This window comes from Mycobacterium sp. NGS56 (genome assembly GCF_059812425.1).
The window spans coordinates 400,419-423,031 of the sequence record NZ_JCALCQ010000001.1; the positions used below are offsets into that span (position 1 = coordinate 400,419).

The 22,613-nt window shown below is 66.1% G+C and carries 21 protein-coding genes; 8 read left to right on the forward strand and 13 right to left on the reverse strand.

What is annotated here, in order from left to right:
• Window positions 1-106: 106 nt before the first annotated feature.
• Window positions 107-1,567, reverse strand: a complete 1,461-nt coding sequence (locus AC5Y4F_RS01840) for an aldehyde dehydrogenase family protein (RefSeq protein ID WP_499994842.1) — start codon at window positions 1,565-1,567, stop codon at window positions 107-109.
• A gap of 196 nt (window positions 1,568-1,763) precedes the next feature.
• On the opposite strand from AC5Y4F_RS01840, the gene AC5Y4F_RS01845 reads away from it, so the two are divergent.
• The 5 genes from AC5Y4F_RS01845 to AC5Y4F_RS01865 all read left to right on the forward strand — a co-directional run bounded on the left by AC5Y4F_RS01845 (window position 1,764) and on the right by AC5Y4F_RS01865 (window position 5,037).
• Entirely contained in the window at window positions 1,764-2,309 is a 546-nt protein-coding gene (locus AC5Y4F_RS01845; protein ID WP_067935414.1) for an FAS1-like dehydratase domain-containing protein, read from the forward strand.
• Window positions 2,309-2,707 carry a Zn-ribbon domain-containing OB-fold protein gene (locus AC5Y4F_RS01850; protein WP_067935302.1) on the forward strand — a complete coding sequence of 133 codons (399 nt, stop codon included), beginning with the start codon at window positions 2,309-2,311 and terminating at the stop codon, window positions 2,705-2,707. Before AC5Y4F_RS01845 ends, AC5Y4F_RS01850 begins: the two co-directional genes overlap by 1 nt.
• Window positions 2,708-2,789: 82 nt before the next feature.
• Complete coding sequence (locus AC5Y4F_RS01855) at window positions 2,790-3,245, forward strand: MaoC family dehydratase (RefSeq protein WP_067935299.1); 456 nt, start codon at window positions 2,790-2,792, stop codon at window positions 3,243-3,245.
• The gene (locus AC5Y4F_RS01860) at window positions 3,242-4,411 is read left to right on the forward strand and encodes a lipid-transfer protein (protein WP_067935296.1); all 1,170 of its coding nucleotides are present in this window, start codon (window positions 3,242-3,244) and stop codon (window positions 4,409-4,411) included. Before AC5Y4F_RS01855 ends, AC5Y4F_RS01860 begins: the two co-directional genes overlap by 4 nt.
• A 35-nt stretch (window positions 4,412-4,446) precedes the next feature.
• Window positions 4,447-5,037 (forward strand): TetR/AcrR family transcriptional regulator, encoded by a 591-nt coding sequence (locus AC5Y4F_RS01865; RefSeq protein WP_067935293.1) that lies wholly within the window; start codon window positions 4,447-4,449, stop codon window positions 5,035-5,037.
• A 98-nt stretch (window positions 5,038-5,135) separates the two neighbouring features.
• Here AC5Y4F_RS01865 and AC5Y4F_RS01870 read toward each other — a convergent pair whose 3' ends face one another.
• Together AC5Y4F_RS01870 and pruA are read right to left on the reverse strand one after the other, a co-directional pair.
• Window positions 5,136-6,107, reverse strand: a complete 972-nt coding sequence (locus AC5Y4F_RS01870; RefSeq protein ID WP_499994845.1) for a proline dehydrogenase family protein — start codon at window positions 6,105-6,107, stop codon at window positions 5,136-5,138.
• Window positions 6,107-7,738 (reverse strand): L-glutamate gamma-semialdehyde dehydrogenase, encoded by a 1,632-nt coding sequence (pruA, locus tag AC5Y4F_RS01875; protein WP_499994847.1) that lies wholly within the window; start codon window positions 7,736-7,738, stop codon window positions 6,107-6,109. Before pruA ends, AC5Y4F_RS01870 begins: the two co-directional genes overlap by 1 nt.
• Before the next feature lie 83 nt (window positions 7,739-7,821).
• On the opposite strand from pruA, the gene AC5Y4F_RS01880 reads away from it, so the two are divergent.
• Window positions 7,822-9,417, forward strand: coding sequence for a PucR family transcriptional regulator (locus AC5Y4F_RS01880; RefSeq protein ID WP_499994850.1), 1,596 nt, complete (start codon window positions 7,822-7,824; stop codon window positions 9,415-9,417).
• 19 nt (window positions 9,418-9,436) lie between these two features.
• On the opposite strand, the gene AC5Y4F_RS01885 is transcribed toward AC5Y4F_RS01880, so the two are convergent.
• The 6 genes from AC5Y4F_RS01885 to fdxA all read right to left on the reverse strand — a co-directional run bounded on the left by AC5Y4F_RS01885 (window position 9,437) and on the right by fdxA (window position 16,138).
• Entirely contained in the window at window positions 9,437-9,766 is a 330-nt protein-coding gene (locus tag AC5Y4F_RS01885) for a DUF6955 family protein (protein WP_499994852.1), read from the reverse strand.
• On the reverse strand, window positions 9,763-11,022 hold the full coding sequence (sat, locus tag AC5Y4F_RS01890) for a sulfate adenylyltransferase (RefSeq protein WP_499994854.1): 1,260 nt from the start codon (window positions 11,020-11,022) through the stop codon (window positions 9,763-9,765). The genes AC5Y4F_RS01885 and sat overlap by 4 nt, the downstream gene beginning before the upstream one ends.
• A gap of 70 nt (window positions 11,023-11,092) precedes the next feature.
• Window positions 11,093-11,761, reverse strand: a complete 669-nt coding sequence (gene cysC / locus AC5Y4F_RS01895; RefSeq protein ID WP_499994856.1) for an adenylyl-sulfate kinase — start codon at window positions 11,759-11,761, stop codon at window positions 11,093-11,095.
• A 481-nt stretch (window positions 11,762-12,242) separates the two neighbouring features.
• Entirely contained in the window at window positions 12,243-14,606 is a 2,364-nt protein-coding gene (locus AC5Y4F_RS01900) for an APC family permease (RefSeq protein WP_499994858.1), read from the reverse strand.
• A gap of 78 nt (window positions 14,607-14,684) precedes the next feature.
• The gene (gene dapC, locus AC5Y4F_RS01905; protein ID WP_499995747.1) at window positions 14,685-15,770 is read right to left on the reverse strand and encodes a succinyldiaminopimelate transaminase; all 1,086 of its coding nucleotides are present in this window, start codon (window positions 15,768-15,770) and stop codon (window positions 14,685-14,687) included.
• A gap of 41 nt (window positions 15,771-15,811) precedes the next feature.
• On the reverse strand, window positions 15,812-16,138 hold the full coding sequence (gene fdxA, locus AC5Y4F_RS01910; protein WP_003875467.1) for a ferredoxin: 327 nt from the start codon (window positions 16,136-16,138) through the stop codon (window positions 15,812-15,814).
• Window positions 16,139-16,515: 377 nt separating this feature from the next.
• On the opposite strand from fdxA, the gene AC5Y4F_RS01915 reads away from it, so the two are divergent.
• Window positions 16,516-16,839 carry a hemophore-related protein gene (locus AC5Y4F_RS01915; RefSeq protein ID WP_067935270.1) on the forward strand — a complete coding sequence of 108 codons (324 nt, stop codon included), beginning with the start codon at window positions 16,516-16,518 and terminating at the stop codon, window positions 16,837-16,839.
• A 19-nt stretch (window positions 16,840-16,858) separates the two neighbouring features.
• On the opposite strand, the gene AC5Y4F_RS01920 is transcribed toward AC5Y4F_RS01915, so the two are convergent.
• The 4 genes from AC5Y4F_RS01920 to mshB form a co-directional block, all read right to left on the reverse strand.
• Window positions 16,859-17,623 (reverse strand): maleylpyruvate isomerase N-terminal domain-containing protein, encoded by a 765-nt coding sequence (locus AC5Y4F_RS01920; protein ID WP_067935267.1) that lies wholly within the window; start codon window positions 17,621-17,623, stop codon window positions 16,859-16,861.
• Between the two features lie 39 nt (window positions 17,624-17,662).
• Window positions 17,663-20,293, reverse strand: a complete 2,631-nt coding sequence (locus tag AC5Y4F_RS01925) for a bifunctional FO biosynthesis protein CofGH (protein WP_499994863.1) — start codon at window positions 20,291-20,293, stop codon at window positions 17,663-17,665.
• A 95-nt stretch (window positions 20,294-20,388) separates the two neighbouring features.
• Window positions 20,389-20,850: a hypothetical protein gene (locus AC5Y4F_RS01930; protein WP_067935261.1), complete on the reverse strand. Its 462-nt coding sequence runs from the start codon at window positions 20,848-20,850 to the stop codon at window positions 20,389-20,391.
• Between the two features lie 92 nt (window positions 20,851-20,942).
• Complete coding sequence (gene mshB, locus AC5Y4F_RS01935) at window positions 20,943-21,857, reverse strand: N-acetyl-1-D-myo-inositol-2-amino-2-deoxy-alpha-D-glucopyranoside deacetylase (RefSeq protein WP_067935410.1); 915 nt, start codon at window positions 21,855-21,857, stop codon at window positions 20,943-20,945.
• A 135-nt stretch (window positions 21,858-21,992) separates the two neighbouring features.
• On the opposite strand from mshB, the gene AC5Y4F_RS01940 reads away from it, so the two are divergent.
• Window positions 21,993-22,604 (forward strand): TetR/AcrR family transcriptional regulator, encoded by a 612-nt coding sequence (locus AC5Y4F_RS01940; protein ID WP_067935258.1) that lies wholly within the window; start codon window positions 21,993-21,995, stop codon window positions 22,602-22,604.
• Window positions 22,605-22,613 lie beyond the last annotated feature (9 nt).

Here is a 22,613-nt window from a genome sequence, read left to right on the forward strand (position 1 = left end):
GGGCTGCTCAGCGATGGACCGCGGGCGCCGCGCGGACCTATCTACGTCGGAGATCCGTCAAACAGCAGTGGGATTTGCGGGCACATCGGGCTCGCCGCGGGTTGCCTTAGGCGGGAACCCCGATCGCCATCTGTTCCATGTACTGATGGAGTCCACCGATGCCGCCGCCTTCGCGGCCCAGGCCGCTGAGCCTGAAGCCCCCGAACGGCGCGCCACCGGGACTGACGCCGTTGACCGCGACCTGGCCGGTGCGGATGCGGCGCGCCACGCCGACGGCGCGGTCCATATCCTCACCCCACACCGCACCGGAGAGCCCGTATTGCGAGTTGTTCGCGATCGCCACGGCCTCCTCGTCGTCTCGGTAGCGCAGCACGCTCAACACCGGACCGAACACCTCCTCCTGCGCGATGGTCGAATTCGGCTCCACGCCGGACAGAATCGTGGGTTCGACGTAGTAGCCGACGTCCAAACCCGCCGGCCGCCCGCCGCCGGTCACCAGCTTCGCCCCATCGCGACGTGCGCCGGCGATGTGCGCCTCGACCCTGTCGCGTTGCGCCGCACTGATCAGCGGCCCCATCTGCACGTCCGGGTCGGTGGGATCGCCCACCTTGACCTCGCCGGCCAATGCGGCGAGCCGATCGACGACGTCGTCGTGCAGCGAATCAGGCAACAGCAGCCGGCTGTGCAGGATGCAGGCCTGTCCGGCGTGCAGCGAACAGGATTCGAACAGCATCTGCCGCAGCATTTCGTCGGTGATCTGCGCGTCGTCGAGGACAATGCTGGCCGACTTGCCGCCGAGCTCCAGCAGGATTCGTTTCATCGTGTCGCCGGCGGCGGACATGACTTGGCGGCCGACGACCGAGCTGCCGGTGAAGCTCACCATGTCGATGCGCGGGTCGGTGGTCAGCAGCCTGGCCGCCTCGACTCCCGAGGGTGTGACCACGTTGACCACACCGGGCGGAATGTCGGTGTACTCGTCGATGAGCCGCGCCAGCGCCAGCCCCGCCAGCGGTGTCAGCGGAGACGGCTTGAGCACGACCGTATTTCCTGCGGCCAGAGCATGATTCAGCTTCATCACGTTCAGGCAATGCGGAAAGTTCCACGGCGTCAGCACCGATACGACACCCAACGGCACATGCCGAAGCAACGTGGTTCCGGCGCTGATTCCGGTGACCTCTTGGTCGACCAGCTGGGTGGCGAGCTGGGCGGCATGCATGGACATGAACCCGGCGGCGTCGATCTGCATCATGCGCTCGTTGGCGATACAGCCCCACTCCGCCTGCGACAGCGCGAAGAAGTCGTCGGCGTGCTTGCTCAAAGCCTCGCTCAGCTGATTGAGACACCCGGCGCGCTGCTCGGCGGACATCACGCCCCACGGTCCGCTGTCGAAGGCGCGCCGCGCGGCCGCGATCGCGTCGCCAACCTGCGCGACGCTCGCGTCGGGCGCGGTGGCGATGACGGCCTCGTTGGACGGCGAGAGGTCGTCGTAGCGGCCGTCCTGCGGCTCGACCCAGTTGCCGTCGATGTAGAGCTGATAGGTCTGGACAAGAGCGGGCGAATCGGCCATCTGCTTCCTCCGGTCATCTGATCACTTGGTGTACTCGCCTCAGCGGCCGCCGTCAATCATCATCCGAGCGAATTCCGCGCTATCCCATACTTTGCCGTCATATTGACAGCACGCGACGGTGCAGAGTACACACAACTCGCAGGACAGATGGCATCGATCTGTCGGATCAGGCGTGCTGCGAGAGGGGCTTTGCTACGTGACCGACTCAGAAACCGTCAGCGCCAAGGTGCGTGCCCTCGTCGGACATCCGACCGGCGGCACCGGAAAACCTTCGCTCGCACCGGACCCGGTGAACCAACCTATGATCCGGCACTGGGCGTACGCGATGGCCGACATGAATCCTGTCTATCTCGATCCGGAGTTCGCCGCCTCGTCGCGATTCGGCGGCATCGTGTCGCCGCCGGTGATGCTCCAGACCTGGACCATGCCGTCGCCGAAGCTGGAGGGAATCGGCGAGCGGGGTGGGGCTCCTGTCGAGATCCACAGCAACCCAACGGCCTTCCTCGACGAGGCCGGCTACACCAGCACGGTGGCGACAAACTCGGAGTTCGAGATCGAACGGTACCCGCGACTGGGCGACGTGATCAGCGCGACGACGGTCTACGAATCCGTCTCCGACGAGAAGAAGACGGCGCTGGGCACCGGCTTCTTCCTGACCTGGTTGACGACCTACACCGACCAGCACGGTGAAGTGCTGGGGCGGCAGCGATTTCGGGTGTTGCGCTTCAGGCCGGCAGGCTGATGGCGGCCCGGCTGGCCCCGGCGATCACGCCGGACACCGAATTCTTCTGGAATGGATTGCGGGAGAACAAACTCCTGATCCAACGCTGCGGCGGCTGCGGGCAGCTGCGTCACCCGCCGCGCCCGATGTGCCCGCACTGCCGATCGCTGCGGTGGGAGGCGATCGAGTCCTCCGGCCGCGGCACGGTTTACAGCTACGTGATGCCGCACGAGCCTAAGTTTCCGTTCTTCGAGTACCCCTATGTCGTCGTGCTGGTGGAACTAGAGGAAGGGGTGCGCCTGGTGTCCAACCTGACCGGCATCGAACCGTCCGACGTGACGCCCGGATTACCGGTACAGGTCTACTACCAGAGCTTTGATGATGGACTGGTGCTGCACCAGTTCCGGCCAGCAAGCTAGGCATGGCAATGGATCTCGATTTCACCCTACGTCCCGATCCGGCGCTGTCAGGCCTTTGCGCAACCTATCCGAAAGGACGAGTATGACGACAACCACCAGCCGCACCACCACCCTGCGCTGGCGGGACATCTCGGTCGGTGATGAGTTGACGCCGCTCGAAATCCCCATCACCACAACGATGATCGTGGCGGGCGCGATCGCCACCCGCGATTTCATGCCGGTGCACCACGACCGCGACTACGCCAAGCAGCAGGGCTCGCCCAACTTGTTCATGAACATCCTGACCACCAACGGCTACTGCGTTCGCTTCCTCACCGACTGGGCCGGCCCCGAGGCAATGGTGAAGAAACTGTCGATTCGCCTCGGCGTGCCATGCTTTCCGGACGACCCACTGCGGTTCACCGGCAGTGTCACCGGCAAGACCGAGGGATCCGACGGCGAGAACTTCGTCGAGGTCACCTTTTCCGGCACCAACAGCCTGGGTGACCACGTCTCCGGGACCGCGGTGCTGAGTCTGCTCGACGGACCGGGCGCGTGAGCCGGACGCTGCCGGGCGCCGCGGCCATCGTCGGGATCGGCCAGACGGAGTTTTCGAAGGAATCGGGGCGCAGCGAGCTGCAATTGGCGTGCGAGGCGGTCAGCGCCGCACTCGACGACGCCGGCCTGGCGCCCACTGACGTCGACGGCATGGTCACGTTCACCATGGATTCCAGCGACGAGATCGACATCGCCCGCAACGTGGGCATCGGCGACCTGAGCTTCTTCTCCCGCGTGCACCACGGCGGCGGCGCGGCCGCCGGCACCGTCGTACACGCGGCGATGGCCGTCGCTACCGGTGTCGCCGACGTCGTGGTGTGCTGGCGCGCGTTCAACGAGCGCTCCGGCTTCCGGTTCGGGGGCAGCGGTCGCAGCATGGCGGAAACACCGTTGTTCATGGCGCATTACGCTCCGTTCGGGTTGCTCACCCCTGCGGCGTGGGTTGCCATGCACGCCCAGCGCTACATGTCGACCTACGGCGTGACCAACGAGGACTTCGGCAGGATCGCGGTCGTCGACCGCACGCACGCGTCGGCCAACCCCGACGCGTGGTTCTACCAGCGCCCGATCACGCTGGAGGACCACCAGAATTCGCGCTGGATCATCGAACCTGTACTGCGCCTGCTGGATTGCTGCCAAGAGAGCGACGGCGGCGTGGCTCTCGTCGTCACCAGCGCCGAACGCGCCCGCGACCTGCGCCAGCCGCCGGCGATCATCACGGCGGCCGCCCAGGGCGCGGCGGACAACGGCGAGATGATGACCAGCTATTACCGCGACGAGATCACCGGTCTTCCGGAGATGGGTATGGTGGCCCGCCAGCTGTGGCGCGACTCGGGTCTCAAACCCCAAGACATCCAAACCGCCTTCATCTATGACCATTTCACTCCGTTCGTCTTCACCCAACTCGAGGAGCTCGGGTTCTGCGGGCGCGGGGAGGCCAAGGACTTCGCCACGATCGAGCGGTTGTCGCTGGGTGGAGAGTTCCCCATCAACACCAATGGCGGCCTGCTCGGCGAGGCCTACATCCATGGCATGAACGGCATCACCGAGGGGGTGCGACAGGTGCGCGGCACCTCCTACAACCAGGTCGACAACGTCGAGCACGTGCTGGTCACATCCGGAACCGGCGTGCCGACCAGTGGTCTGATTCTCGCGCCGGCCGGTTGAGGGGACCCGTGACACCGAGCTCGGCCCACAGCCAGATGACCGACACCCGCGAGCTGATCGTGGAGTCCGCGTTTGCGTGTTTCGGCAAGCAGGGATTGCAGAAGGCAACCATCGTCGACATCGCCAAGCACGCCGGGGTTTCCCGGAGCACCATCTACGAGTACTTTTCCGACAAGGCGTCCATCGTCGAGGCGTGCGCCGAACACGCCTCGCAGCAGTTCTATCGCGAGATGTCCAAGGCGATGGACCAAGGTGGCGGCACGCTCGAGGACAAGCTTTGTTCGGCAGCGATATTCGTCACGCGGGCGCGCCGGGCCATCTCTACGGAGAAGTATTTCGACGAGGATGCGATCAGCTTGCTGCTGACCAAGGACGCCGCGGTGCTGCTGCGCGAATGCGTCGAGTTCTTCGCCCCCTACCTGTCCGCGGCCAGACTCACGGGCGAGGTGCGCAAGGACCTCGACATCGAGGCCGGCGGTGAATGGTTTGCGCGCATCCTGTTCTCGCTTTTCAGCACGCCGTCCTCGACGCTGGACATGGATGATCCCGACGTGGTGGCGGAATTCGTTCGCGCCCATGTGGTGCGCGGCTTCGCCGGCGACCGTCCACGACCCCGTCGCGGTTAGCAACGCGTTCGGGGTGTGAATCCGGGGCGTCCTGTGTGAAACCTCGGCGGGAATTATCGGCGTGTCGCCGCCCGGTATTCACGTTCAAAGCCGACGATTCACACTCGGTGACCGCGCTTCGCCAGCGCACGCAGGAAGAACGCCACATTTGCCGGCCGCTCGGCCAGCCGCCGCATGAAGTAGCCGTACCACTGCGTGCCGAACGGGATGTACACCCGCAGCTGGTTGCCGGCCGCGGCGAGACGCCGCTGCTCGTCGTCGCGAATGCCATAGAGCATCTGATATTCGAAATCACCGCTACGGCGGCCCGATTCGCGCGCCATCGACGGCACCACGCTGATGATCTGCGGATCGTGAGTGGCTGCCATCGGGTAGCCGGACCCTGCCATCAGCACCCGAAGGCACGCCAGATAGGAGTCAGTGATTTCGGCGGGCGAGCGGTAAGCCAGCGAGCCAGGTTCGTCGTAGGCGCCCTTACACAGCCTGACCCGGGCGCCCGAGGCGGCAAATTCCTCGCAGTCATCCAGGGTACGCCGCAGGTATGCCTGCAAAACCAGTCCCAGCCAAGGGAATTCGGTCCGCAGGTCGCGCACGATGCGCAGCGTCGAATCGGTGGTGGTGTGGTTCTCGGCGTCGACGGTCACCCATACACCCGCCCGCTCGGCGGCGGCGCAGATCGACCACGCGTTCTCCCGCGCGATCTTGTGCCCGTCGCGATTCAGGGACTGCCCCAGCGCCGAGAGCTTGACCGACACTTCCAGAGGCCGGACTGGGCCGGGTGCCGCACCGAGCCGGCCCAGCGCGTCGATCAAATCCAGGTAGATCCGCACGGCCGCCTCGGCGTCGTCGGGGCTCGCGACGTCCTCGCCCAGATAGTCGATGCTGACGAAACGGCCCGAATCACGCAGGGCGGCGGCACTATTCAGCACGGAATCGATCGTCTCGCCGGGAACGAACCGCCGCATCACTTTGCGGGTGACCGACAGCCGTTCGGCGGTGCGGCGCAAGCCTTCGCGGCGGCTCGCGGCCATGATCGCCGGGCGCAGGGTGGTGGCGAACAGTCCGGCCATCAGTCGTCGCCCATATGCGGATAGGTGTGCTCGGTCGCGGGGATGAAGGTCTCCTTGATGGTGCGAGCCGACGTCCAGCGCAACATGTTCAGCATCGATCCGGCTTTGTCGTTGGTGCCCGAACCACGCGACCCGCCGAACGGCTGGCGTCCGACGACAGCGCCGGTCGGCTTGTCGTTGATGTAGAAGTTGCCGGCCGCGAACCGCAGCCGGTGTTGAGCGGTGAGCACGGCATCGCGGTCGTCGGCGATGATCGCACCGGTCAGCGCGTACCGAGACCCGGCGTCGACGACACCGAGGATTCGCTCGTAATCGTCGTCGGGGTACACGTGCACCGACAGCAGCGGGCCGAAGTATTCCGTCGCAAACGACTCGTCGGCCGGATCGTCGGACAGTAAGACCGTAGGACGCACGAAATAGCCTTCGCTGTCATCGTATTCGCCACCGACGGCGATGGTGACGTGCGGCGCCCCCTTGGCCCGCTCTATGGCGTCGACGTTCTTGATAAAGGCGCGCCGGTCGATCAGCGCTCCACCGAAATTGGTCAGATCGGTGACGTCGCCGTAGCGCAATGCCGCGGTCTTGCCCAGGAAGTCGTCACCCATGCGGCGCCACACCGACTGCGGGATGAAGGCCCGTGACGCTGCCGAGCACTTCTGGCCCTGGTAGTCGAACGCGCCGCGGATCAGCGCTGTGCACAACACGTCCGAGCGCGCCGAAGCATGTGCGACGACGAAGTCTTTACCACCGGTCTCACCGACCAGCCGCGGATAACTCTGGTAGCGACCGATATTGGCGCCCACCTGCTGCCACAGATGCTGGAAGGTAGCCGTCGACCCGGTGAAATGGATTCCCGCCAGCCGCGGATCGGTCAGCGCCACATCGGATACGGCGAGGCCGTCACCGGTCACCAGGTTGATCACCCCGGGCGGCAACCCCGCCGCCTCGAGCAATTGCATGGTCAGATAGGCCGACAACGTTTGGGTGATCGACGGCTTCCACACGACGATGTTGCCCATCAGTGCCGGCGCGGTCGGCAGATTGCCGGCAATGGAGGTGAAGTTGAACGGCGTGATCGCATATACGAAGCCGTCCAGCGGGCGGTATTCGCTGCGGTTCCACTCCCCTGGCCCGCTGATCGGCTGCTGTGCCAGGATCTGCCGCGCAAACGCCACGTTGAATCGCCAGAAGTCGATCTGCTCGCAGGGCGAGTCGATCTCGGCCTGGTAGACCGACTTGGATTGGCCGAGCATCGTCGCGGCGGCGATCTTCTCCCGCCACGGTCCGGCCAGCAGGTCGGCGGCCCGCAGGAACACCGCCGCCCGCTCGTCGAACGGCACCGCCGCCCACGCGCTTTTCGCGGCCATCGCCGCTTCGATCGCCGCCGTCGCGTCGGCGTGGCCGGCGTTGGTCAGGGTGCCCAGCTTCGCGGCGTGTCGATGCGGCTGGACGACGTCGATGCGCTCCCCGTCACCCATCCGGTGGGTACCACCGATGACATGCGGGAGCTCGATGGGCGGATCGTTGAGCGCGGCCAGTTCGGCGATAAGTCGGGCGCGCTCCGCAGAGTGCGGTGCGTAGTCGTGGACCGGCTCGTTGGCCGGGGTGGGGACCTGGGTTATCGCGTCCATCCTGCAAGGATCCACGTGGCGGGCTAGCAGAGAATTAGCTGATCGGACAAGGAAAGCGGCTGTCAGTAGTAAAATCGGACAACATGGCAGGTGTGGGTCTGGGACAGCTGCTACTCAGGCTGGACGCGACCCTGGTGAATTTGGTTGAGGCGCCCCGTGGTCTGGACCTGCCGGTGGCGTCGGTGGCGCTGATCGACTCCGACGACGTGCGACTCGGTCTGGCGGCCGCGGCGGGTGCCGCCGATGTGTTTTTTCTGTTGGGGGTCGTCGACGACGAGGCGCTTCGGTGGATGGACAAGCAGGCGCGTGAACGCGTGCCGGTAGCCATCTTCGTCAAAAGACCGTCGCATGCCTTGGTGGCCAAGGCGGTTGCGGTGGGCTCGGCCGTGGTGGCGGCCGACCCGCAGGCCCGCTGGGAGCGGCTCTATCAGTTGGTCAACCACGTTCTGGAGCACCACGGGGACCGCGTGGACGCGACGGATGACTCGGGCACCGACCTCTTCGGGTTGGCGCAGTCGCTCGCCGACCGCATTCATGGCATGGTCAGCATCGAAAACGCCCAATCGCACGTCCTGGCGTATTCGGCCTCCAACGACGAAGCGGACGAACTGCGCCGCCTCTCCATCCTGGGCAGGGCGGGTCCGCCCGAGCATCTCGAGTGGATCGGACAATGGGGCATCTTCGACGCGTTACGGTCGGGAGGCGACGTCGTGCGCGTCGCCGAGCGGCCCGAGTTGGGGCTGCGCCCGCGACTGGCCGTCGGGGTCTACTTGCCCGCGGCCGACGCGCGGCGATCTGCGGTGTTCGCCGGAACCATCTGGGTACAACAAGGCTCGCAACCACTGGCCGACGACGGCGAGGAGATGATGCGAGGTGCCGCCGTGCTGGCTGCCCGCATCATGTCGCGGCTGGCGGCCCGGCCATCCACGCATGCCCGCCGGGTGCAGCAACTTCTCGGCCTTGCGGACTCGGAGACTCTTGCGCATGTCGACGTCGCTGCCATCGCCCGCGAACTCGGTGTTGCCGCCGACGGCGACGCGGCCCTGATCGGTTGGGACGCGGCGGACAATTCTCCCCGGCACGCTCGGCTCGCTGATGTCATCGCGCTGAGCGCCAGCGCTTTTCGTCACGACGCCCAGGTCGCATCGTCCGGTGCGCGAACGTATGTGCTCTTTCCGCAGACGCACAACCGGGCGGTCACCTCGTGGGCGCGCGGCACCGTCGCCGCCATGCGCGCCGAACTCGGGGTGCCGCTTCGGGCCGCCATCGCCGCGCCGATCGCCGGCCTTGCCGGAGCCACCGCGGCGCGCATCGAGGTCGACCGCGTTTTGGACAGCGCTGAGCGACACCCGATTTCGTTCGGCCAGGTGACTTCGCTGGCCGAAGCGCGCACCACCGTGCTGCTCGACGAAATCGTGACACTGGTTGGCAGCGACGAGCGACTGATCGATCCTCGGATCGTGGGGCTGCGCAACGACGATCCCGCGCTGGCCGAAACGCTGCGGACCTACCTCGATACCTTCGGCGACATCGCCGCGGCCGCGCAAGGGTTACGAGTGCACCCGAATACGGTTCGCTATCGGGTGCGCCGGATCGAGAAGTTGTTGTCGACGTCGTTGGCCGATCCCGATGTGCGGCTGCTGTTTTCGCTGGGATTACGGGCGCTGAAGAGCAAGTGACGCCCGCGGACGACACTGCCTATTTGCTGTTCGCCGTCTGGGAATCCTCGAGAAAGTGACCCACCACATCGGAACCGGTGGAATGCATCTTGATGGACAGCTCGAGCAGCCTGTCCTTGACCTGCTTCGGGAGCAGTTCAATCGAGCGAGTGGTGGCCGAGTCGTATTTCGCTCCGGGAAAGCGCTGCAGCAGAACGTCTTTCTGCTCTTCGGTGGCGTAGATCTCGAGCAGCTTCATGCCGGCGAACGCCTCGATCGCCAGGTCCGCCATTCCGGCGTTGGCCAGCGCGTCCAGCCGTTCCTCGTTGATCCAGACGTTGACCTTGATCTTCTTCTCGCGCGTGCTCATGAGTTCTCCAATTGGTTCAGCGTAAAGACCGGCAGTCTGTCTCTCAGATAGTCCTCGGTGACGAAAGGAGAACCTTGGCCATACTTGGCGGCGCTGTCCATCACCACTTCGAACACCTCGTGCCGCATCACCTTTTGAGTCGGCTTGACCTCGTCGGTCAGGATGCTTCGAATCAGGCTGCCGCTGAAGCTTTGTGACTGTTCGTCATGGCCGCACAGCGCCGAGTTGGTGACCTCCTGGCACACCGGGCAGTACCAGTTTTCCCGCAGGAAAACCGGTTTGATCCCCAGTCCGCTCCGGTACTGCTTGAGGATGTTCTGCGAGTCGTACGGGTGGTAGAAGTCTCCCACGCCGGCGTGGTCCCGCCCGAACATGTGGTGCGAGCAGCCGAGGTTCGTCCGCAAGATCGCGTGGAAGATGGCCTCCCGGGGTCCCGCATAGCGCATGTCCCACAGCGTGAATGACACCAGGTGGACGTCCTCGCGGAAATACCCGCTGGCCCGTAATTCGTTCTGCGCCAAGAGTATTGCCTCGTCGATATAGTCTCCGACACGTTTTTGGCCGATGATGGCATTGACCAGCACACCCGTGTTCAAGTTGTCGACGGGCTGGTCCTCATTGGCCGCCAGCCACGCTTGCTTCATCAACGCCTCGTGGCCGGTGTGCGGAACGTTTCGGGTTTGATGGGCGACGGCACGCTTCCAGTTCTTTTTCGCCAGCGCATCCTTGTGTTGCCTGGGTGTCAGCCAGAAGCTTTTGAAGGGCTCGTTGAACACCGGTTCGTTGATCAGCGTGATGTCGCCGCCGATGAATCGATCCGCGTAAGCCAACGTCTTCTTGATGCCCGGGTGCCGCGGATCGGTCGTCCCGTAGGTCTTTTCGGCCATCCGCTCCAAGTCGTATTCGTAGATCTCAAAGACCTCGAAGATCGCCATCGGCGCATCGAGATATTCGAGAACCACGCGCTCGCCCTCCTTCACCCCGAACTTCTCGACGTCTTCCGCCGAAAGATCGAAGACGATCGGGATGCTCCAGAGCGTGCCGTCGGGCAGCTGGAAGTCGTCCAGCGTGCCATCCACTTCCCGCCGGACCATGAACCCCGAGAGCGGGGTGAAAAACCCGTAGGACAGGCTGATCACCTCGTGCGCGGTGGCTTTCGAGATCGGGATGCGCGGCAGCCCATCGATCCGACTCGCCGCATTCTCCGTGGACACCCGTTCCACGATCGGCTTCCCGTTATGACCTTGGTAGCTCATTCAAATGACCTCGTTTTTCGATGAAGGGCGGGCACGGTGGACGGCTCCCGACGCCGTCGCCGGACCCCCGCTAAGCGTCTCGTCGGGTCGCGGCCCAGATGACACCCACCTGCTCGAGATGAGCGATCACCTGCTCGGCCAGTGTGTCCGCGTCCTTTTTGCCGCCATCGAGCCGCAGCTCGGGCTGCGCCGGCGCCTCGTAGGGGTCGTCGATTCCGGTGAATCCCTTGATCTCGCCGGCCCGCGCTTTCTTGTAGAGCCCTTTCGGATCGCGCTGCTCACAGATCTCGATCGGGGTGTCGATAAAGATCTCCTGGAAATCACCCTCGTTCAGGGTGGCCCGAATAGCGTCACGATCGCGAACGTAAGGGCTGATGAAGGCCGTCAAGGCGATGACGCCCGATTCGCAGAACAGCTTCGCGACCGCGCCGATACGGCGGATGTTCTCCTCGCGATCCTGGGCGGAAAATCCCAGACCGAACCGCTTCGCGAACTCGGGTCCGTGGCGCTCTTCGAGCAGTTCCGGGCCGGCATTGAGTCCATAGCGGACGTTGTCTCCATCCAGCAGAAAGCTGCGTATGCCCCGCTCGTAGAGCTTCTGCTCCAAGACGTTGGCCACCGTGCTCTTGCCGCTACCGCTCAAGCCGGTGAACCAGACGACGCAGCCTTTGTGTCCGTTGAGGCCCTCGCGCTCGGCGCGACTTATCTGATGTTCGTGCCAAGTGATGTTGTTGGCCATATCGAGCTCCTGTTCACATCGTTTCAGCCAGGCATGAACGCGTGCCCAGGTAGATGCAACCGACCGTCGTAGTGACAGACGCTGACGAAACCCCTACGGCCACTTATCATCCTTCGCATCACTGGTGGCATATGCCGGCACCGCTTCCGCCCGACAGGGACCCGTGCCCGCTGAACACCGACGCCGAGCTTCGGCGCGGCACCCCGCCGTATCGGTCCTGGCCACACACCTTCCCCCATAGTGTTTATCAATCAATCAGGATTAGAACCAGTCCACAAGTAAAGATGGCCAACTTAGGTGGGTTTTTTCCGCGCGGCGGGATGTCCCGCGTCAAGCCCGTCTCCGGGTATCCCAGCAACTGCAATCACCGGGCGTTGGGGCAACATTTTGTTCCCAGCGGCGGATGGCGGCGGCGTACGCTTCGCTCAGCTGGCGGGTCAGGCCTTTCCCGCACGGCGCAGACCCTCGAGCGGGCGCGACGCTACGTGTCGCTGGTTTGCTCGGAGTCCTCGGCATCGACGTCCTTCGCGGGATCCTCGATGATCTGATACGCCGGATCGAGCATGGATATGGCCTGGGTGCCGGTCTGGCGAGCCTTCCCGGTGATTCGCAGCACCTGACCGGGCTGGATATCGGCGCCGCCGTGGCCCGGGCGGAAGGTGACGGTCATTTCGCCGGTGCTGTCGCCGATGACGATTCGCCGGTGGGTCCGGCCCCGTGTGGTGACGTCTTCGACCTCGCTGACCCGCCCTTCGACGCTGGCGCGCTGTCCGGAGATCAGCCCCGCCACCATGATCACCGACCGCGGCCGCTCCGGGTGTTCGTAGGCGTCGACCTTTTCATCCTCGTCTTGGGACACCCATGCCTCGATCTTGTCGATTGCCTGCCCGATGCGCTGCTCGAAGGTGTCCGGGTAGGCCTCCCTGATCCGCGATTCGACGTCGTAGGGCACGATCGTCGCCGCGGCATCGGGGATGAGGCTGACCGCTCGCGAGATCTTATCGGCGGTGCGGTCGTGCAACAGCCGGCCCAGCAGGCGCGCGAAAGTCCGACGCGGCAGCAGCACCGTCACGTTGGTGCGCGCGTTCTCGTCACGCGCCTTGGCGACCAGCAGCTGGGCGGCCCGGCTGATCCGGCGGTCGGGGCAGTCCACGATCCGCAGCGGAGTGTCGAGTTCGAAATGGTCCCAACGCTTTCGCAGGAGTGCCGCGTGGGCTGGGTCGACCATGAAGTGCACGGCGATCAGCTCCTCGGCGCGCAATCCCCTGCCGTAGCGCAACGCCTCGATCACGGCCAGGTCGACGGAGTCGACTAACACGAACACCCGATGCCGCGCGTACTTCACCAGCTCCGGGCGGTCGGTGCGGAACGTCTCGAGAATCGCTGCCTCGGCGCGGTATTCGCGGTTGAGCCGGGTCAGCACGAACACCAACAGCGGGAAGACGACGACCACCAGCCAGGCGCCCTCGGTGAACTTCGCCACCGCGAAGATACCCACCACGATCGTCGACAGGATGGCCGCGGACAGGTTGATCGCCAACCGGTGTCGCCAGCCCGGTTCTCGATGCGTGAGGTGGTGTCTGGTCATGCCGTAGCCGGCCATCGAGAAGCCGGTGAACACGCCTATCGCGTAGAAGGGCACCAGCGCATTCACCGAGCCGCCGGTGGTCACCAGCAATGCGACCGAGAGAGCCGTCAGAGTGATGATCCCGTTCGAAAACACCAGGCGGTGGCCGCGTTTGGTGAGCTGCCTGGGCAGGAAGCGGTCTTCGGCGACGAAACTGGCCAGGGCCGGAAAGCCGTTGAAGCTGGTGTTCGCGCCGGTGAACAAGATGGCTGCCGTGGCGGCCTGCACCATTACGTAGAACACGTCGCCCGTGGTCCCGTTGCCGAACACGGCCCGCCCGATCTGCGACAAGACCGAGGGATATTCGGTCAGGTACGGAGTGGCGTGTGTTACGTGCGCCAGGTAGGCGACGCCGGCGAGCAGCAACCCCAGGATGGTGGCCATCGCGGTGAGTACGCGGCGCGCGTTGCGGCCCTGCGGTTTTCGGAAGTAGTCGACAGTGTTGGAGATGGCCTCGACCCCCGTCAGCGACGAACCGCCGTTGGCGAACGCACGCAGCAGCACCAAGATCGTGGCGCCCAGCACCAGTCCGTTGCTCTGGTGCACCGGCACGGTCCCGGCCAGGTGGGCAGGATCGTAAACGGGCAGGTTACCGCCCACCGCCCGGACGACGCCCACCACGATGGTCAGGCCGACCATGACGATGAAGGAATAGGTCGCGACCGCGAACGGCAATCCCGCTTCCTTCAGGCCGCGCAGGTTCGCGTAGCAGATGACCAGCACCACACCGACGGTGAGTTCGAGGCTATGCGGGCCCAGCGCGGGAATCGCCGAGGCCACCGCGACGGTGCCGGCTGCCGACTGCACGGCGACGGTGACCACGTAGTCGATCAACAGCGCCGCAGCGGCGATCTGCGCCACCTTGGGCCCGAAATTGTCCCGCGCGACGATGTACGAGCCGCCGGCCCGGGTGTAGGCCATGACCACTTGCCGATAGGACGCGGCCACCAGCACCAGGATCAGCAGGATGACACCGGTGATGGGCAGCAAAAGCAGGAATGCGGCCAGCCCTGCATGGGGCAACAGTTCGATCAGGATCTGTTCGGGGCCATACGCGACAGAGGAGACTGCGTCGGGCGAAAGCGCGCCTAGTGCAACCGAATTCGACAACTTCTCGGATGCGATATCCTCGGTGATCAGCGGCTTGCCGAGGAACACCCGCTTGGCGATGTCCCCCAGGGAGAGCGGGATGCGCAGCTTGCCGGTCGAACTGGTCACGAACACCGTCCTTACCCGAGAACGTGAAACGCCTCCGATGCATTGTGCACGCTCGGGCGCCCGCGCGATGCGGGTCGGCTAGGCGAGCCGCTGCACCGCGGCGGCAATCCGCTCGTCGCTGGCGGTCAGCGCAATCCGCACGTGCTGCGCACCGCGCGGCCCGTAGAACTCACCCGGCGCCACCAAGATGCCGCGCCGCGCCAGCCAGGCGACGGTGTCCTGGCATCCCTCGCCGCGCGTGGCCCACAGATAGAGGCCCGCTTCGGAATGGTCGACGGCGAAGCCGGCCGAACGCAGCGCGGGCAGCAGGGCCGTGCGGCGGCGTTCATAGTGCTCCCGCTGCGCCAGCTCGTGGGCGTCGTCGTCCAGGGCGGCCACCATGGCCGCCTGCACCGGCGTCGGCACCATCATCCCGGTGTGCTTGCGCACCGCCAGCAGCTCGGCGACCAGCTCGGGGTCCCCGGCGACGATCCCGGCTCGATACCCGGCCAGCGACGAGCTCTTCGACAGGGAGTGGATCGCGATCAGGCCGGTATGGTCGCCGTCGCACACCGAGGGGTGCAGGATCGACAGCGGCCGGTCATCCCAGCCCAATCCCAGATAGCACTCGTCGGAGGCCACCAGGCAACCCCGGTCGCGGGCCCAGCCGACCACTTTGCGCAGGTGATCGACGCCCAGGACGCGTCCGGTCGGATTGCTCGGCGAGTTCAGGTAGTACAGCGACGGCGATTGCGGGCCCAACTGAGTCAGCGAATCGGCGCGAAGCACCCGCGCCCCGGCCAGCCGGGCCCCGACGTCGTAGGTGGGATACGCCAGCTCGGGCACCACGATCAGGTCCGCGGGTCCCAGGCCCAGCAGCGTCGGCAACCACGCGATCAGCTCCTTGCTGCCGATCACCGGGAGCACCGAAGCCTCGGTCAGTCCGGCGATGCCGAACCGGCGATCGAGCGCGGCAACCGCCGATTCGCGCAGCCGGGCGGTGCCGGCGGTGGCCGGATACCCCGAGGCCGAAGCGGCGGCGGCCAGGGCTTCCTGGATGACCGGGGCGACCGGGTCGACCGGGGTGCCGACTGACAGGTCGACGATCCCGTCCGGATGGGCACTGGCCTGCGCTTTCGCATCCGCCAGGGTGTCCCAGGGGAACTCCGGCAAGGACGCCGACACGGCCGGCCGGCGCTTTTTGAGCTGGTGGGGCACCGGGCCGCTCAGTCGCCTTCGCCCTGCGGTGGCAAGTCCTTGACCACTTGCGGGTCGTTCTCGGTCAAGCCCACCTTGGCCGCACCACCGGGCGACCCGAGCTCGGCGAAGAAGTCGGCATTGATCTGCGTGTACTGGCTCCACTGGTCCGGCACATCGTCTTCGTAGTAGATCGCTTCGACGGGGCAGACCGGCTCGCACGCTCCGCAGTCGACGCACTCGTCGGGGTGGATGTAGAGCATTCGAGCGCCTTCATAGATGCAGTCGACCGGGCACTCCTCGATACAGGCTTTGTCCTTGATGTCGACACAGGGTTCGGCGATCGTGTACGTCACAGACGTCTCCTCCATGTACTCCGGCTCGAACGTGGGCTGCTGTTCAACTCGCACCGGCGCGTACGACCGCTTCCGGTGAAGCTTTCGGTTACTGATACTAGACGTCGCAGATACAGGTCAACCATTCGGCGCGCCTGTCGGTTTAGGAGATTTAAGACCATCAGTCTCGGACCCCGCGAGGCGGGGCCGTTTCGCCGAGGGCGAACGCCGTCAATCAACGGCTGACCTGCACAGAGTAACGGCCCAGCGGCGGCCTTCGATAACCGTTGCGTCACAAGCACCCTCGCGGGACCTGGTAATCTCGGTCGAGAGCCGGCAACCGCTTGGCAGATGTCACCGCCGTAGCGGCGGTGCATTATTTGGGGAAGGGTTCAAACATGAGGCTGTCGTTGAGCAAATTGGGCGTTGCGGTTGGCAGCGCAGCGGTGGCGTTGAGCGCCGCGGCCGGGGTTGCATCCGCCGACCCGGTCACCGACACCACCTGCAACTACGGGCAGGTCATGGCCGCACTTAACGCGACCGACCCGGCCACTGCCGCGCAATTCAACCAATCGCCGGTCGCGCAGAGCTACCTGCACAAATTCCTCGCCGCGCCGCCGGCGAAGCGCGTGCAGATGGAGCAGGAGATCCAGGCCATGCCGCAAGCCGCGGCGTTCATGGGAACCATCCAGCAAGTCGCCCAGGTCTGTAACAACTACTAGGTCGACCCGCGCCGACTGTTCAGTAGCCGCTGAGCAGTCGGCGCACCCGTCCTAAGGTTTCCGCGCCGGCGCGGCTGCGAATGCGTGATGGATCGGCCGGCCTGCGGCCCCACAGCAGCAACACGCGCGTGGCGGCATCGGTGTTCAGGGTGGGCGGGCCTTCCGGCTCGGCGAAACCGATGGTGACCTGATCCGCATCGGCGGCCAGGACCACGTCGTCGGTGCCGTCGGCTCGCAGGCGGGCCTCCACGCGCTCATCTCGGTTCAGCAGCTTGGCCCCCTTCGCCAACAACGGCCTGCCGACCGCGACGACGCTGTGGGTGGTCATCCATGGCTCGGCCAGCCGGGCCCGGGCGGCCGGCTCGTCTCCAGTGATGTCCCAGGCGTGCAGGACGAGCTCTTCGCGCATGTGCTCGGCGAACCAGGGCGCCTTCATGGTGCGTCCGGTCCAAGCGACATCGGTGTCGGGGGGCACTGCTTCGGCCGCCGCCGCGACGTCGTTGAGGTTCGCCATCCGGTCCCCCAGCGCGTCCCACAGGTCCGCGTCGTTCAAGGCCCGCAACGGGCCCTCGCGCTCCTCGAAACCGCGAGTGGCCACGGGCTGACCGCTCAGGTGGCCGCTGAGCACCCGCGCGAGTTCTTCGGCGTTTCCGGCCTGGTGGACGACGATGTCGCGCACAGTCCAGGCCTCACACCAGGTGCCTGCGTCGGGCCCGTGCTTGCGCGCCGCGTCCACGAACGGCGCCCATTCGCGAAATCGATCATCGTCAATTCGTCGCTTCACGGCTTCGGGTATACCCACGGCCTGTGACAGAAAAGCGAACTACGCCGCCAGAGTCGTGTAGTCGGTGGTGCGCTGCCGCGCCGGGCGACCGATGCCATCGGCGATCGCGGTCAGCTCCGCCACCGTCTTGGCCGAGCCGTGTTCCGAACCGGCCATCCGGGAGATGGTCTCCTCCATCAGGGTGCCGCCCAGGTCGTTGGCGCCACCGTTGAGCATCACCTGCGTGCGCTCGACACCGAGCTTGACCCAGCTGGTTTGAATCTGGGAAATGCGGCCGTGCAACATGATTCGCGCCAGCGCATGCACTGCCCGGTTGTCGCGGTGGGTGGGCCCGGGACGCGACGCGCCGGCCAGATACAGCGGTGAGCTCTGGTGCACGAACGGCAACGGTACGAATTCGGTGAAACCGCCGGTGCGGTCCTGGATGTCACGCAACACATTGAGGTGACCGACCCAATGCCGCGGGTTGTCGACGTGGCCGTACATCATGGTCGACGACGACCGCAGCCCCACCTCGTGTGCGGTGCCGACGATTTCGATCCACAGCGACGTCGGCAACTTGCCCTTGGTCAGCACCCAGCGCACTTCGTCGTCCAAGATCTCTGCGGCGGTACCGGGGATGGTGTCCAGGCCCGCTTCGCGCAGGCTGATCAGCCACTCACGAATGCTCAACCCGCTCTTGGTCACCCCGTTGGCGATCTCCATCGGGGAGAACGCGTGCACGTGCATCGACGGCACCCGCGCTTTGACGGCGCGGACCAGATCGGCGTAGCCGGTCACCGGCAGCTCGGGGTCGATGCCGCCCTGCATGCATACCTCGGTGGCGCCCGCGACGTGCGCCTCCCATGCGCGATCGGCGACCTCGTCGGTGGACAGCGAGTACGCGTCCGCGTCCCCCTTGCGCTGCGCGAATGCACAGAACCGGCACCCGGTGTAGCAGATGTTGGTGAAGTTGATGTTGCGGTTCACCACAAACGTCACATCATCGCCGACAGCCTCGCGTCGCAACGTATCCGCAAGGGCGGCAACCGCTTCCAGGGCCGGACCGTCGGCGGTCGCCAGCGACAGATACTCGCCGTCGGAGCACCCGGCGGGGTCGCGCTCGGCGGAGCGCAGCGCGGCAAGCACGTCGGTGTCGATGCGTTCGGGAGCCCGCGCGGCCAGTTCGTGAACGTGTGCACGGATCGATTCCCAGTCGCCGAACGCGCTGTCGATGTCGCTGCGGGTTTCGGAGTTGCGGCCCTCGCTGTCGATCGCCGCGTTGAGGTCGACCCGGCCCGAGGAACCGACGTCGTCGGGCTCCTGCCACGGCATCCCCACCGGGTTGACGTCGCGAGCGAGGCCGGTCGCCGGATCGGCCAGCGCGGTCACGTGGCCCCGCACGCGCGGGTCGATCCAGGCCGAACCGGCCTGCACGTATTTGGGCTGTGCGGTCAGCCGCTGAACCAGTTCGTAACCGGCCGCGGCGGTGATCGCGGCCAGGTCGTCCAGGGCCGGCCACGGTCGCTCCGGGTTGACATGGTCGGGCGTCAGTGGTGAAACCCCGCCCCAGTCGTCGACTCCGGCGCCGATCAGCGCGAGGCACTCGTCGCGCGACACCAGGTTCGGCGGCGCCTGGATGCGCATCGCGGGGCCCAGCACCAAGCGCGCGACCGCCACCGTCGCCAGGTAGTCCTCTATGCCGGCGTCGGGCACGGCGGCCATCGCGGTGTGTTCCTTGGCCCGGAAGTTCTGCACGATCACTTCCTGCACATGCCCGAACTCTTTGTGCGACTTGCGGATCGCATGCAAGGTCTCGGCACGCTCGGCGAGGGTCTCGCCGATACCCACCAACAGGCCGGTAGTGAATGGGATCGACAATCGGCCCGCGTCGGTCAGCGCGCGCAGGCGGACGGCGGGATCCTTGTCCGGGCTGCCATAGTGCGCAAGCCCTTTCGTCTCGAATAGCCGACGCGATGTCGTCTCGAGCATCATGCCCATCGAGGGCGCCACCGGCTTGAGCCGCGCCATCTCCGACCAACTCATCACGCCCGGATTGAGGTGCGGCAACAGCCCCGCCTCTTCGAGCACCCGGATCGCCATCGCCCGTACGTAGGACAGGGTCGAGTCGTAGCCGCGCGCCTCTAGCCACTCGCGCGCTTCCGGCCAGCGATCCTCGGGACGATCACCGAGGGTGAAAAGTGCTTCCTTGCAACCGAGTTCGGCACCTTGACGGGCGAGGTCGAGAATTTCGTCGGGCTCGAGATACATGCCGGCCCCTCGGGCGCGCAACTTGCCCGGGACGGTGACGAAGGTGCAGTAATGACAGCTGTCCCGACACAGGTGGGTGACCGGGATAAAAACCTTGCGTGAGTAGGTGATCGGCAACCCGCCGCCCGGGCCGCGCCGCCCAGCCGACTCCAGACCCGCGTCGCGCACCCGCGCCGCGCTGGCGCACAGATCCGCGAGATCCGGCCCGCGCGCGGTCATCGCGACCGCCGCCTCGTCGACGTTGAGAGCCACGCCGTCCCGAGCCCGTCGCAATACCCGCCGCAGCGCCGAGGCGCTGACCTCAGCGGAGACGTTGGCCGGAACCACAGGGTTGGGCAGAGCGGTAGGCTCCTCGCCCGGAGTCAACAGCACCTTCGTGTAACTTCCCCACGATCGAATTTCATCCGTGCGTCCCAACATGTGAAATCGTGGCACCCGCTGGCGGGGCCGTCTGGGCAACAGTCAACAGTAGCCGCACGCCCGCGTGGGCACGCGGGCGACATCCCGGCCGAACGTCAGGAGCCCCGACCGCGCCGCCACAGCACAAACACGGGCGGCACAACGCCCAGGACCAGCAGCAATAGGGCCCCGTAGGCCATCAGGCCGTGGCCACCGAGGATGACGTCGTCGCCCGGGCCGCCCATGCTGAGCACGGCCACCGTCAGCAGCCACGTCCATAACGGCAGGGCCGCCAGGCGCGGTGAGCCGGTCCAGCGACCCGCGGCCCATACCAGTGCCGCGTTGACCAGTCCAGAAATCAGTCCGCTGATGGGGAGGGGAACCGTCCCGATGTAGAGCGGCAACAGCAGAGCTCCGGCGAGTGCGGAGAGCACCCCGTCGACCGCCAAGAGGGCCAACACGACGAAACGGATCGCGGGGTCGGTGGCACCGCTGTCGTCAACGGACGCGACGCGTGGCTTGGTTTCGGTCAGGTCGGGACGCTGTCGATGTTGGACAAGATGGAGCCGAGAACCCACTGAAAGCTGTCCAGCCGGTCCTGCCAGTGCTGCAGATTAGGGTCCAGGTCGGGGTCCATGCGAATTCCTTCCGTGGCTGCCTGATTGGCAGCTTACCGCGTCGAGGCGGCGGGGAAACCAAGCCCTGCGAGCAGGTCTGTCTCCCAACCGCGCTCGTCCCGCTCGCCCGCGACGCCCGCGGCCAGCACGTAGTGCTCGTCCCCCAGTATCGGAATTGCCGCGTTGTTCGACAGCGCGCAGGCCCGACCGGTCGGTCCGACCAGCACCTGGGTGGCATGCGCGGCCAGCGCCGTGCGCTTGGCCGCCCGAGCCTGTAGTCCGGTCTCGACGACGGCGTCGATGTCGTCGTCGACATAGCCGAAGGTGAACTCTTCTCTGGGCGGGATCGACCATTCGGGCCGCAGATCCTCGGGCGTCAGCGCCTGCATGGCAGCCTCGAATGCGCCTCTCGCGAAGACCGACCAGTACAACTTCGGGGTGGCCCAGGGTTCGCCGGGGAAGTCGGTGGCGCCGGCTCCCGCGCCGGCCGCCGCGACGGCGGCGACCGTGACCCGGTGCGCGTGCACGTGATCCGGATGGCCGTAGCCCCCGTCGGGGTCGTACGTCACGACCACGTGGGGGCGCTGCTCACGAATGATGGCCACCAGCGCGCCGACTGCCTCGTGCTCGTCCGCATCGACGAATCGTTGTTGGCGCCGCTGAGGGGTGCCGCGCATGCCCGAGTCGCGCCACCGCCCGGCGCCACCGAGATACCGGGGTTCGCTGACGCCCAATGCCCGCAGCGCGGCGGTCAATTCGCCGATCCGATAGCCGCCGAGTTGGTCCGCGCGGTCGACGGCGAGTTCGGCCCAACGATCGCCGATCACCTCGCCCTCCTCGCCCAGCGTGCAGGTGACGACCTGAACATCCGCCCCGCGAGCGGCGTAGTGGGCGATGGTCGCGCCGGTGCCGAGGCTTTCGTCGTCGGGGTGCGCGTGGACGAACAACAGCCGCGGCGTCTCAGGCATGGACGGCACCCTACCGTCAGCGGCGGCGAACTCGGCAGTCAGGTTAGTGATCGACACCGTTTCTTATGTTCGTCGCCGGGCGGCCGTGTCGCCGGGATCTCAGCGGGTAGGAACGCGCACGGCTACTATCTAGGAATGCCCCAGCTCACGGACGCAGACCACACCGGCAATCGGAGCCGCCGGCGAGGTGAGGTCCTCGAACGCGCCCTCTACGAGGCCACCCTGGCCGAGTTGACCGAAGTCGGTTACGGGGGTTTGACCATGGAGGGAATCGCGGCGCGCGCCCACACCGGCAAAGCCGCGCTGTACCGGCGCTGGGATACCAAGTGCGAGCTGGTGCACGCCGCTTTGGTTTTCGCGCTGCCGCCGCTGCCCGAACTGCGATCCGGCCGTTCGGCCAGGGAGAACCTGCTGGCGATGTTCACCGCCCAGCGTGACCTGCTGGCCGGAAAAACCGGCTTTCCCAGTCTGGACGTCATACATCAGCTGTTGCACGAACCCGAGATGCGGGCCATCTTCGCCGATGCGGTCGTGCGGCCGCGCCTGGCGATCGTGGAAGCGATCCTGCAGGCCGCCATCGAAGACGGCGACCTCGACCCGACGGTGGTCACGCCGCTCACCGCTCGCATCGGGGCGGCTCTGATCAACCAGCACTTCCTGCTGAACGGGTCGCCGCCGAACCGGCGCGAGCTGGCGCTGATCGTCGACACTGTGATCCCGCCGCGGGCAACGGAGTCCGCCGGCTGACGACGCGGG